Source organism: Vibrio sp. V15_P4S5T153, from assembly GCF_963874485.1.
GTDB lineage: Bacteria > Pseudomonadota > Gammaproteobacteria > Enterobacterales > Vibrionaceae > Vibrio > Vibrio anguillarum.
Genome location: NZ_CAWNHR010000023.1, coordinates 1 through 12,082, shown reverse-complemented (window position 1 = coordinate 12,082; position 12,082 = coordinate 1). Strand labels below are relative to the sequence as shown.

At 45.4% G+C, this 12,082-nt stretch carries 11 protein-coding genes and 1 tRNA gene; 5 read left to right on the top strand and 7 right to left on the bottom strand.

The features are described from left to right. Positions 1 to 3 precede the first annotated feature (3 nt). From xerC to lptM, 5 genes are read right to left on the bottom strand one after another with little or no spacing between them, the layout of a single operon-like run. Positions 4 to 936 carry a tyrosine recombinase XerC gene (xerC, locus tag AACT42_RS24200; RefSeq protein WP_094132036.1) on the bottom strand — a complete coding sequence of 311 codons (933 nt, stop codon included), beginning with the start codon at positions 934 to 936 and terminating at the stop codon, positions 4 to 6. After that, the gene (locus tag AACT42_RS24195) at positions 908 to 1,612 is read right to left on the bottom strand and encodes a DUF484 family protein (RefSeq protein ID WP_019281077.1); all 705 of its coding nucleotides are present in this window, start codon (positions 1,610 to 1,612) and stop codon (positions 908 to 910) included. Before AACT42_RS24195 ends, xerC begins: the two co-directional genes overlap by 29 nt. Before the next feature lie 24 nt (positions 1,613 to 1,636). Further along, on the bottom strand, positions 1,637 to 2,467 hold the full coding sequence (gene dapF, locus AACT42_RS24190; RefSeq protein WP_010319875.1) for a diaminopimelate epimerase: 831 nt from the start codon (positions 2,465 to 2,467) through the stop codon (positions 1,637 to 1,639). A gap of 11 nt (positions 2,468 to 2,478) precedes the next feature. Next, on the bottom strand, positions 2,479 to 3,732 hold the full coding sequence (gene lysA, locus AACT42_RS24185) for a diaminopimelate decarboxylase (RefSeq protein ID WP_088728526.1): 1,254 nt from the start codon (positions 3,730 to 3,732) through the stop codon (positions 2,479 to 2,481). 29 nt (positions 3,733 to 3,761) lie between these two features. After that, positions 3,762 to 3,881: an LPS translocon maturation chaperone LptM gene (gene lptM / locus AACT42_RS24875; RefSeq protein WP_033197445.1), complete on the bottom strand. Its 120-nt coding sequence runs from the start codon at positions 3,879 to 3,881 to the stop codon at positions 3,762 to 3,764. Between the two features lie 75 nt (positions 3,882 to 3,956). On the opposite strand from lptM, the gene cyaY reads away from it, so the two are divergent. After that, on the top strand, positions 3,957 to 4,271 hold the full coding sequence (cyaY, locus tag AACT42_RS24175; RefSeq protein WP_017044535.1) for an iron donor protein CyaY: 315 nt from the start codon (positions 3,957 to 3,959) through the stop codon (positions 4,269 to 4,271). Between the two features lie 44 nt (positions 4,272 to 4,315). On the opposite strand, the gene AACT42_RS24170 is transcribed toward cyaY, so the two are convergent. Further along, positions 4,316 to 6,844 (bottom strand): class I adenylate cyclase, encoded by a 2,529-nt coding sequence (locus AACT42_RS24170; RefSeq protein WP_017044534.1) that lies wholly within the window; start codon positions 6,842 to 6,844, stop codon positions 4,316 to 4,318. A 350-nt stretch (positions 6,845 to 7,194) separates the two neighbouring features. Here AACT42_RS24170 and hemC point away from each other — a divergent pair, with 350 nt between their 5' ends. From hemC to AACT42_RS24150, 4 genes are read left to right on the top strand one after another with little or no spacing between them, the layout of a single operon-like run. Next, a complete protein-coding gene (gene hemC, locus AACT42_RS24165) occupies positions 7,195 to 8,133 on the top strand; it encodes a hydroxymethylbilane synthase (protein ID WP_026028808.1) in 939 nt (312 codons plus the stop codon). 3 nt (positions 8,134 to 8,136) lie between these two features. After that, a complete protein-coding gene (locus AACT42_RS24160) occupies positions 8,137 to 8,898 on the top strand; it encodes a uroporphyrinogen-III synthase (RefSeq protein ID WP_013855520.1) in 762 nt (253 codons plus the stop codon). Beyond that, positions 8,882 to 10,063, top strand: coding sequence for a uroporphyrinogen-III C-methyltransferase (locus tag AACT42_RS24155; protein ID WP_094132035.1), 1,182 nt, complete (start codon positions 8,882 to 8,884; stop codon positions 10,061 to 10,063). The genes AACT42_RS24160 and AACT42_RS24155 overlap by 17 nt, the downstream gene beginning before the upstream one ends. Beyond that, entirely contained in the window at positions 10,063 to 11,244 is a 1,182-nt protein-coding gene (locus AACT42_RS24150; RefSeq protein WP_094132034.1) for a heme biosynthesis protein HemY, read from the top strand. Before AACT42_RS24155 ends, AACT42_RS24150 begins: the two co-directional genes overlap by 1 nt. Positions 11,245 to 11,890: 646 nt before the next feature. Here the strand turns inward: AACT42_RS24150 and AACT42_RS24145 are convergent. Further along, a tRNA-Ser gene (locus tag AACT42_RS24145) sits at positions 11,891 to 11,981 on the bottom strand. Positions 11,982 to 12,082: the final 101 nt, after the last annotated feature.

Sequence of the window (12,082 nt, the reverse complement as noted above, 5' to 3'; positions counted from 1 at the left end):
GCGTTACTCGCTCTGTTTCTTTTTACGTGCTCTTGGGTGCGCTTGGTCATAGGCCTGCGCAAGATGTTGAAAGTCCAAATGAGTATAAATTTGCGTCGTCGAAATGTTCTCATGACCCAGCAACTCTTGGACAGCACGTAAATTATTGCTCGATTCAAGCATGTGAGTCGCAAAAGAGTGGCGCAGTTTATGTGGGCTAATATGGCTAGCCACCGCCTGCTTTTGCCCCCACTCGGCCATGCGTTTTTGTACGTTGCGATGCGAAATACGAACACCCAGCTTTGAAACAAACAAGCTTTGCTCATCAGCGTTTGCAAACTGCGTTCGTATTTTCAACCAATGCGCCACCCATTCTTTGGCTTGCCCTGCAAAAGGCACCTTACGCTCTTTATCCCCTTTACCCACCACACGAATCTCGCCGCGGCTAAAGCTCAGGTCTTTTACGTTAATGCTGACGAGCTCCGCTAAACGCAACCCAGCACCATACATCAGTTCCATTATGGCGCGATCGCGTACTGACAGCGGATCATCATCCTTGACTTCCAGTAGTTGTGCTACTTCATCCACATCTAAGTTTTTCGGTAACGGGCGTTTTTTACGCGGTGCTGCAACGCCTTTGGCCGGGTTAGCCGTCAATTCACCACGCAAGATCAAGAAATCAAAAAAACTGCGCAATGAAGAGAGACGCGTCGCTAAACTGCTGGCTTTCATCCCTTCACGCATCCCTTTGCTCGCCAGCTGTCGCACCCAAGCGGCATCGACTTGTTGCCATTGATTCAGCCCCATCTGCACTAAATGCTGCGCCATGGTTTCCAGCTGTTGTTTGTAATTGCGTTGGGTGTGCAAGCTCAACCCTTTCTCGCTCCGCAGATATTCATAGAAGCGAGTTAAGGGCTGCTGTAAGCCGTTAGGCAGAGGTGTGGCTGATTCGGTCATGCTCAATCGGTTGCCAAGGTAGAGTCTCAATTAAATGAGAGAGAACTAACGCCAAATGACGTAAAAAGAGGGTATCCATGCTCGGTTGAAAATGGCCGCCATCTTCACTTGCAAACGCTAACACGCCTTGTGATGAGCGCTTACCTAATGGTAGCACCACATACGAACCCATTTCTGGCGCAGCGGTTTGTTCACCAAATAACGCTTGGCGATCCAACTTTTTCATACGCCCTAAATAAGCATTTTTGCCATTAAAATGGTTAGTTGCAAAACGCTGCCATTGCTCTTGGGTCAATTGATAATCAGTTTCAGGCGAGGCCAGTAAACGGATATACGCCACCAAACCTAAGGTTTGCGCTTTGTTTTCTATTGCCTTGCATACTTGCGGCATTGAATGACATTTTAAGATCTGCTCTTGCAGATCCATAAATTCGTGGAAAGTGCGGTCATTATTGGCCGCTAATGACATAAAGGCTGTGATCTCTTCCTCTAACTCTTCAATTCGCTGACGCTGACGATTCAGTTGTACATGCACTAAAGAGACCGCACCTTGTTGATGGTGCGGCAAGGAGAGCCTGTCAACCAGCTCTGAACGCTGGAGGAAAAAATCTGGGTGATCTCGTAAATATTCAGCCACAACTTCGGCTGTGAGTGCATCCGCTTCAACGTGTGACAAAACGATTCCTTATCTTACTTAACCCTAACAAGAGACTTGACCATCAAACACATGAGTCGCAGGGCCTGTCATATAGAGTGGCTTACCCGGCCCTTGCCAGTGGATCTCTAACGAGCCACCAGGTAAGTGTACTGTCACCTCTTCCGCCAATAACCCTTGAAGAATACCAACGGCAACCGCGCCACACGCGCCACTGCCACACGCTTGAGTTTCACCCGCGCCACGTTCATAAACACGTAGCTTCACTTCATTGCGATTCAGCACTTGCATGAAGCCTGCGTTAACACGCTCTGGAAAACGCTCATGAGATTCAAGCAGTGGACCCAAAATTTCAACCTCAGCGGTTGTCACATCCTCCACCACTGTCACCACATGCGGATTGCCCATGCTCACCGCGCCGCAGAACAAGGTTTTCTCTTCAACGCGCATGATGTAAGTTTTCTCTGCCTGTTTGGCTCGAAATGGAATCTTATTAGGCTCAAATTCTGGTATGCCCATGTTGACGGTGATTTGATCATCCTCTTCAACATTTAAAACCATTTTGCCTTTTTTAGTCGTGACTCCGATGCTGTACTTATTGGTCAGCCCTTTCATCCGCACAAAGCGAGCAAAGCAACGTGCGCCGTTGCCACACTGTTCGACTTCGCTGCCATCGGCATTAAAAATACGGTAGTGAAAATCACTTTCCGGATCATACGGCGCTTCAACCACTAATAGCTGATCAAACCCCACGCCAGTATGACGATCCGCCAAGCGGCGGATCAAATCAGGGGAGAAGAAGACGTTTTGTGTAATGCAATCAACGACCATGAAGTCATTACCCAAACCGTGCATTTTAGAAAAATGGAAATGCATAATGCTTCAATTTACTCCGGCAGAATACGCTCTAATGCCCATAGGCTCGATAGTGCTTCACGCTGACGAACAAGGTGGGTTTGTGCACCATCCACCATCACTTCCGCCACGCGAGTACGTGTATTATAGTTCGAAGACATCACAAAACCGTAAGCTCCTGCTGAGCGAACCGCCAGTAGATCTCCCTCAGCCAAGACCAATGAACGATCTTTACCCAAGAAGTCACCGGTTTCACAAATAGGCCCAACCAAGTCATAGGTTAGCGCTTCACCTTGGCGCGGCACAACAGGAACAATATCTTGCCAAGCTTGATAAAGCGCTGGACGCATCAAATCGTTCATCGCCGCATCAATAATGGCAAAGTTTTTGTGTTCGGTATGTTTGAGAAACTCTACTTTCGTCAACAACACGCCCGCGTTAGCCGCAATAGCACGTCCCGGTTCAAAAATCAGTTCGAGATCTTGATGGTTACTCAAACGCGCCAACAAGGCTTTGGCATAATCGGAAGGCTGCGGAGGTAACTCATCGCGATACACCACACCTAAACCACCACCAACATCCAAATGTTTAATGGTGATCCCTTCCTCTTTAAGCTGATCAATTAACGCAAGTAAGCGATCGGTTGCATCAATAAAAGGGGCAATGGCGGTCAGTTGAGAGCCAATGTGGCAATCAATACCGTGAATGCTGAGATTCTCTAGGCTTTGTGCCAAGCGATAAACATCCAGTGCACGGTCAAAAGCAATACCAAACTTATTGTCACGCAAACCGGTTGAAATATAAGGGTGGGTTTGTGCATCCACATCAGGGTTGATGCGCAGTGAAATCGGTGCCTTGACACCCAGCTCGCCAGCCACTTTATTTAAACGTGCTAATTCAGGCTCGGATTCAACGTTAAAGCATTTAATCTTGAGCTCCAACGCGCGTTTCATTTCCGCTTCCGTTTTACCGACGCCAGAAAATACAACTTTCGCCGGGTCACCCCCCGCCACCACAACACGCTCTAGTTCTCCTGCCGAAACAATATCAAAACCTGACCCTAAACGCGCCAACGTGTTTAATACGCCTAAGTTTGAGTTAGCCTTCACCGCATAACACACCAGATGAGGGTGTTCGCCTACCGACTTATCAAAAGCATGCCAGTGACGCTCTAAAGTAGCGCGAGAATAGACATACAAAGGCGTGCCGTATTGCTCAGCCAACTCTGTTAATGCGACATTTTCAGCCCAAAGCTGACCATCGTCCTGATAATTGAAGTAATCCAAAATTCGTTTCCTTTAAGCTAAATCAATGACTATGGCTGAGGTTGTTCACTCTGCTCAGGCTCTGCTGGCATGTATAACGGCCCGGTTTGACCACACCCTGCTAAAGCAAGGAGTGACAACATAAAAAGTGCAGCGATTGATTTTTTCATTTTGCATGTCGTGATTATTGAGTCAATGCCCCCTATAATCGCACCACAATCAGGAAAAGCAATAGGATAGACAGGATGAACGATACTGAATTTCACCAACTTGTCGATGAGCAGCTAGAAATCATTGAACAAGCGATAGACAACGCAGGTGCCGACATTGATTACGAAACCTCAGGTAATGTGATGACGTTGGAATTTGATGACCGCAGCCAAATTATTATTAACCGCCAAGAGCCAATGCATGAAATTTGGCTGGCATCAAAGTCAGGCGGTTTCCATTTCAAACTGATCGACCAAAACTGGATTTGTTCAAAAACAGGGCTGGAATTGATTGCGATGGTGAAACAAGAATGTGAAAAACACGCTGGCGAAACGATCGACTGGGTGTAAAGCAACAACGCCAAGTGACAGATGTGTGACTTGGCGCTACCGAACTAAGCGTTGACCGCTTTTGAAGGACGAGAATAGAGCGCGGAATCGTTACGATAAGGGACAATATAACTCTCCCCTTCTTCTGGGTGGACGATTTGATAATACTGCGGCAGATTGAAGTTAATAAGTTTAGCGGAGAGTGGGTTACCGTCGCGCACTGAGGTATAAAAGCTGTTGACGTTAGTGATCATCTCATCTTTTTCGCCGCTGAACTGGTGATAGACTTCAATTTGGTTCGACTCATCCAACACATAAATGTTGAAGCCTTTATCAGTATCTTCAAAGAAAAACTGCACTAAGCCTTCACTAGCAAAACCATCGACGATTTCCGGCAGTTGATAATCTTGATCGCGATCGAGCATTAACAGCGGTGAACCTTTCAATTTGTTGGTTGAAATACTGCGGTAAAAATCTACCGAGTTTTCCAACTTCTGTACCGAAACCCCTCGCCGCTCAAAAAACAGGCCATACATTTGATCGCCAATGCGTAACGCTTTAAAACGGCGACGTTTCTCTTGCTCTACCGGTTTCAAACGCAAATCGATACATTCCGCCAGCAACTGGTACACCATGTTGCGCATCACGCCACGCAGACTTTTGCTGTAACAAAATACATCGACAGACTCTGGCGGTAGCGCATCTTGGTGCATTTTGCCAAGCACGGTTTTCAACGCGTCGAGCATCGCCGTTTCGCCAGTAAAATGGAGAGTCCGTACTTCATGCCACGAGTTGCGATACACTAAATCGACACTACCGACTAAGCTTTTTTGCTCAGATCCGAAACTGAAAATATCTATATTTTTCAAATCAATTTTGAGCGATTTACCGCTTAATTCCGCGGTAGGATCATTTTCAAAGTTGATGAACATCGCCAGTTGGCTGATTTCACAAGGGCTCGCTAAGGCCTGCATGGTCGGCCGCCGCTTACGCAACGAGAAGGTATTACGCAAATCGCTAACCATTTGATAGAACTTATCAATATCCAACTGTGCGTCACGTACTACTGAATGCAAGTGAGTTGATTCCGTGATCAAACCATTAAAGAAGGCCCAAGAGACCAGCTTACTGAGGTATTCATTATGCTCAAGGAAAGGTTGGCCAATCATACGATGGGCAACCAGAGGCTGTTTATACAGATACCAGCCTGCCTTATTGGTTCGCCCTTCTCGAACTTGAATAAACGAGAGATCCGGCTCGTGCAGATCTGGCGAGATTTGTGGGTTCAGTAGCGTAACTTTACCCGGCAACACCTCAAATACCGCATACAACTTACGTGCGAGGATTGAAATATCTTGTGGGCTAATGGCCGAGGTGATGTCATTACGGCGTGCAAACTGGATCAGGTTTCGATAGCTCAGCATCAACGCATCTAACAACGCATGATGGACAACTTTAACTTGTTCGACTTTCCAATTACGGCGATTGTCTAATTCTTGAACAACAGATTCCGACCAATTCCATTGCTGAATCATGTGGCTTAATGCTTCTCGACGCCATGCAACTGAGCCTAAGCTCGGCTCACGGGATAACTTTTCATGCGTTTTGAGATAAAAACAACGACGCACCAGATCAAGACGGGCAGAATCACCAATACGTTCAAGGTAACGCGTCACTTTTTCAAGCATCAAATAGTAAGCATCCATACTGTACAAATCAGGTTCATGAGTAAAAAACCGTCGTTTGGTATCAATGCTTAATAATTGCGTGTGTGGGTACTCCCACGAATACGCCTCAAGCAGAATCGCTTTTAACACTGACTTGTAAGGCGAGTCGATGCTTTTATAAAGCTGCCAAAGGTTTGCGCCGAAATACTCTTCAGCAGGAATGCGGTTCAACTTACCAAAATCGATCCATTCACTGCAATTAATGTAATCATTGCTGCACAATTCGTGCACGTATTCGTCGTAGCACTCTTCCATTTCAGGAGGCACGATTTGCCACAGTAAACGCTTGCCTGCCAAGCGAACAGCAGAGCGATAGAACTCGTCTAATAGCAGGAGATGTTGCGATGAACCGCAGTTTTCGCCTGTCATCTGCTCAGAATGATTACTGCGAAAACGTAGCTCATCCATCAAGAAAAAGTTAGCTTCCACCCCTTGGCTCTTTGCCCAATCAGTGATCAACAAACATTTGTTGCTTAAGCTTTCCCGCTCATCACAGCTCATACTCGATGCTACACATACCCAAATATCTAAGTCACTCGAGGTGCTTTGACCAATCGACGAGGTACTGCCCATGGTATACAGAGCAAGAATAGCGGGGGAATCAGCGGTCGGTAAGGGTTGACCTAAGGTGAGTTCTGTATCTTCAACCAGCTGACGTTGGATGTCGTTAGGCTCAAAACCATAGACACCATAAGGGACTTTTGCATCGTAGTAGCCGGGAATAATCGGGTGATTGAAGTGCAGTAATGCAGGAATGAAATGAAATACACGTTGACTTTGCAAATCCATAAGCGCCAGCGCACGCTCGGTACGTTGCTGGTTGAGATTGTCTAATCGTTGAATTAACGTCTTGGTGTAAGCCTGCAAGGTTGATTCCTTGGTTGAAACATTAACACGCGCTTTGATTATATTTTATTCTAAAGCACCAAAAAAACGTGATCAATCTAACATTTTCTTTCCATTTGGTAAAGCCCTCTCGATGCATATCACACTCAGACAGAGCATGCCTACAATGCGCTCCAATGACCTTGGCTATAGTGTCGTAGCTATTTACACTTTGTCGTAATAGCTCATTATATAAACGAGATATAAATCACACAATTTTGACCAATTTATGCTATCTCTTCATCAATCCTTCACAGCTACGATCTAGTAGTAAACCTTTCATAGCGGGAATGATAGGATTAAACCATCCATTACCTACACTCGGGATTATCATGACTCACGCAACACCCATTCGAATCGCCACACGTAAAAGCCCGCTCGCCCTTTGGCAAGCTTATTATGTTAAAGATGCGCTGCAAGCGGCTCATCCTGGCCTAGAAGTGGAATTAGTGACCATGGTAACCAAAGGCGACGTCATTTTAGATACGCCTTTAGCTAAAGTGGGTGGTAAGGGGCTTTTTGTCAAAGAGTTGGAAGTCGCTATGCTTGAAGGCCGTGCCGATTTGGCAGTGCATTCAATGAAAGATGTTCCCGTCGATTTCCCTCAAGGGCTTGGACTAGTGACGATTTGTGAACGCGAAGATCCACGTGATGCTTTCGTTTCAAACACCTATCAAAGCATTGAACAACTGCCTCAAGGTGCCATCGTCGGCACCTGCAGCCTACGTCGCCAATGCCAACTCAAAGCATATCGACCAGACCTTGTGATTAAAGAATTGCGTGGCAATGTCGGTACTCGTCTTGGAAAACTCGATGCAGGTGAATACGATGCGATTATTCTCGCCGCAGCAGGTTTAAAACGTTTGAAGCTTGAAGATCGCATTCGCAGCATTATTGAACCAGAACAATCGCTTCCTGCAGTAGGGCAAGGTGCAGTCGGGATTGAATGCCGTTTAGATGACGAACGTTTAAGAGCATTGCTTGCGCCACTCAACCATTCTGACACGGCTGATCGCGTGAAATGTGAACGAGCCATGAACCTAACATTAGAAGGCGGTTGCCAAGTACCTATCGGTAGCTACGCATTGCTCGATGGTGATCATATTTGGTTAAGAGCATTAGTCGGTGAGCCTGATGGTTCTAAAATTGTGCAAGGTGAGATTCGCGGCCACCGCTCCGATGCCGAGCAATTAGGAATCACGCTTGCCCATCAATTGCTCAATGATGGAGCGCGAGATATTCTGTCCAAACTCTACTGCGAGCACGAATAAAGCATGACGGTGTTGGTCACTCGCCCCGAAAATCAAGGGATTGAACTTTGCCAACAATTAGCGGATCTCGGTATCCGCTCCGTTCACCATCCACTGATTCAGATTAATGCAGGAGCCGATCTCCCGTATTTACTCCCAGAACTTCAGCAATGCGACATTATTATTGCGGTTAGCCAAAACGCGGTGACGTTCAGTCATCAATTTTTGCAAGATCACCGATATTTTTGGCCAAATGACGCCAGATACCTTGCCGTTGGTCAAAAAACCGCACATGTTTTCAGCAAATTAAGCCAACAAAAAGTACACTATCCGCAGATAAGTGACAGTGAACACCTGCTTGCCCTACCGCAGTTGCAATCAATATCGGGCCTTAAGGTGATGATTTTACGTGGTAATGGCGGACGTGAGCTCATCCACGACAGCTTAATCGAGCGTGGTGCTGATGTGGTGTATAAGGAAGTGTATCGACGCGATACGATCACCCTCTTTGCCGCCGAATCGATATCTCTGTGGCAGCAACAGCAAGTCACTCAGTTAGTTGTCACCAGCTCAGGTCAACTCAATTTTATGATGGATCAATTCTCTGATTCACAACGACTCTGGCTGCTAAATTTAGCTCTTTTTGTCCCAAGCGAGCGAATTCGACAAGAGGCGCTGCACATGGGATTTGGGTGCGTCACGAACGTGGGAAGCGCCTCCAATACAGAACTCGCGGCTAGTATTAGCCAATCTAGACAGGACTCTAAGCATGACAAGCAAAAATAATAACCCGCATATTGAACCTGAAAAAGCAGCCACACCTCCTCTGGTTACAGAAAAAGACGCAACGGATAACCTTGATTCACCAAAAAGTTACGTGCAGGATCCCACGTCTCAGCCTGAAGAAAAGAGTGATAAACGAGCAAAGCGCAGTATCAAACTTTCTGTTATTGCAATTAGCCTATCCATCATTTTCAGTGGTGGTATAGCCTATCAAATGCAGCAAAAAGACGCCTTTTACCAAGCCAAAATCAACGCATTGCAGACTCAATTAACACAAACCCAAAGTCAGCTCGCGGCTGAAATCAATCAAATAAAGCAAGAAACACAAGCCAAAGCGGACCAACTCACTCACAAAACTGACGTAGCCTTGAATCAACAGCAAAAAAGTATCGACAGCTTGCAACTAGCGATAGCTGATATCAAAGGCCGCCGTCCCAACGACTGGCTACTAGCAGAAGCTGACTACTTAGTGAAACTAGCAGGCCGTAAACTTTTTCTAGAACATGACATCGTCAGCGCGACCAAGCTAATGGAAAGCGCTGATCAGCGTATTGCTGAATTGAATGACCCAAGCTTAGTGCCGCTACGCAAAGCCATGGCGCGTGACATTACTCAGCTCAAAATCATCCCATTGATTGATCGTGAAGGGCTAGTGTTACGCTTAACAACCTTACAGCAACAAGTTGACACTCTACCGCTGGCCAATGCCATGTTGCCTGAAACTCAGCAGCAATCAGCACCACAAGTTTCCGAAAATATTAACGACTGGCAAAATAATCTCGTGAGCTCATTGAAAGACTTCTCGGAGAACTTCATTACCTTCCGCATTCGAGACGGTAATGCCATTCCGCTACTGTCACCTGAACAGCACTTCTATCTAAAAGAAAATCTCAAAGCAAAATTAGAAACCGCCATCAAAGCCGTATACGCAGAACAACAAGAGATTTATACAACGGCACTGAGCACAGCAGATAAATGGTCAGCCAGCTTCTTTAATTCCGATGATCAGAGTGTGCAGCAGTTTAATCACGCGCTATTGCAGCTCAGTAAACAAAATATACAAGTGCAATATCCAGTTAAACTTGAAACTCAGCACGAACTCGCTGATGTCATCACTGAACGCCTACGCCGTGAAGTCTCTCCAATGAGCGTTACGGAGGATAAGTAATGTTTAGAGTCATCTTTCTTTTTGTAGTATTAGGGGCCGGTTTATTTGTCGGAACCCAATATGCTGGCCAGCAAGGTTATGTTCTTATCTCTATAGCTAATAGAACAATAGAGATGAGCGTAACCACCTTAGTGATCTTTGTGATTGCACTCCTCTCTGGATTATTTAGCTTAGAATATCTCCTCAAAAAAGCATTCTACGCCAGTTCAAACACATTAAACTGGTTCAGCGTACGTAAGTTAAAGCGCTCTCGCCGTTATACCAATGAAGGTATCATTAAACTTCTAGAGGGAGACTGGAAGCAGGCAGAAAAGAAAGTCACTCGCTGGGCGAACCACCATGATATGCCGCTGCTCTGCTATCTTGTTGCATCGGAAGCCGCGCAGGGAATGGGTAACAGAGCAAAACGAGATTATTATTTAGATCTCGCTAGTCAACAAAGTAATGCAGGCCTAGCCGTTGAATTAACTCGCGCCAAGCAGCAAGTACGAGAAGGAGAGTTTGAGCTGGCGCTAAGCACTCTATCAGCATTACAAGCCACTCATCCGAATAACACCATCGTGCTCAACTTACTCAAGACAACATACGTGCACCTAGAACAGTGGCAACCGCTGCTTGAGCTTTTACCTAAGCTCCAAAAAGCAAAACAGATCAATGCGGACGAGAGCCAACAACTGAACCAAAAAGCACAATACGGTTTACTAAAAAACGTGGTCCAGCAACAAGGTAGCGAAGGCTTAATCAATCATTGGGACAAGCTCCCAAGGAAAACTAAAAACGACGTCATTTTAACTCAATGCTTCATCGAACAGTTGATTCAACGAAAAGCAGATTCGGAAGCATTTACCGTCATTAAAGAAACATTGAAAAAACACCCAATGCCAGCACTGTATTCATTATTGGCAGAGCTCAATTTACCAGATAGATACCCAGCAATTTTATTGTTACAAGAAGCCATTAGTAAGGATAGTGGTAACGCCGAAGCACACAGCGCACTGGCTCAATTGTATATGAAAGAGCAAAAATGGGCAGAGGCGCAAAGCCATTTGGAAAAAGCGTTATCGCTCCGTGCCAATGTATCTGATTACGCTTATCTTGCCGATAGCCTTGAAAAACAAAACTACCCTAAAGCCGCCGCAGAAGTCTCACGTAAGGCACTGACCATGATAGAGCATGTTTAAATGGTAACCTAAGCACCTAAAAATAACCTTATACCAATTAAAGAAAAGTACGATCTCATTAAGGCTATCTAGCTATTGTTAAATATCACGATGGATAGCCTTAATAGCACCGATTTTAAAACGCTGGCGAGCCAACAAAAACCATCCTAATTCTACTATTACCCGCTTGAACACCTGGGATTTCTTGGATAATTTCTTGATCAAAATGCCATTTGACTTAAGGTCGAGCACGGCACAAAACCTCGAACTGTGAAGCCACAGCTATTTGAATATGCGTATTTATTTGGGTCGGCTTGGGTCAGCATGCCCCTAAAAATGAATAGGTGAGGCCGTCGTTATAATGAATGGTGCTGGTAGGTATATAAGTGCAGTTTAGTCATATTACTGTCATCACGTTTCCTCCTACTCACCGTGTTAAATCCAATAGAGCAAGTGTGCAGTTGGCTCACGCTAACCAACAAAGTTTTGCGGATCACGGCGACATTATGTCCGAGGTGTTCAATGTGTAAAATCGATTTTTGGAAAGTACAGATAGGGTGATCAAGATATGTTCGAGAGATTGAATTAAGCTATTAATTTTCCAGATTGGCATGTTGATATAAAACGAAAAAAACCGCTGTAAAAACAGCGGTTTTTTCTTTAAAAGTGGCGGAGAGATAGGGATTTGAACCCTAGGATAGCTATTAACCATCGCCGGTTTTCAAGACCGGTGCTTTAAACCACTCAGCCATCTCTCCACAAATTGTCACTAAAAATTAGTCTTACTTTGATAATGCTATATTTTTAGTTTTGCTTTCATATTTTTAATGATATGTAAGCGATATTCAAAGCCTGGCGA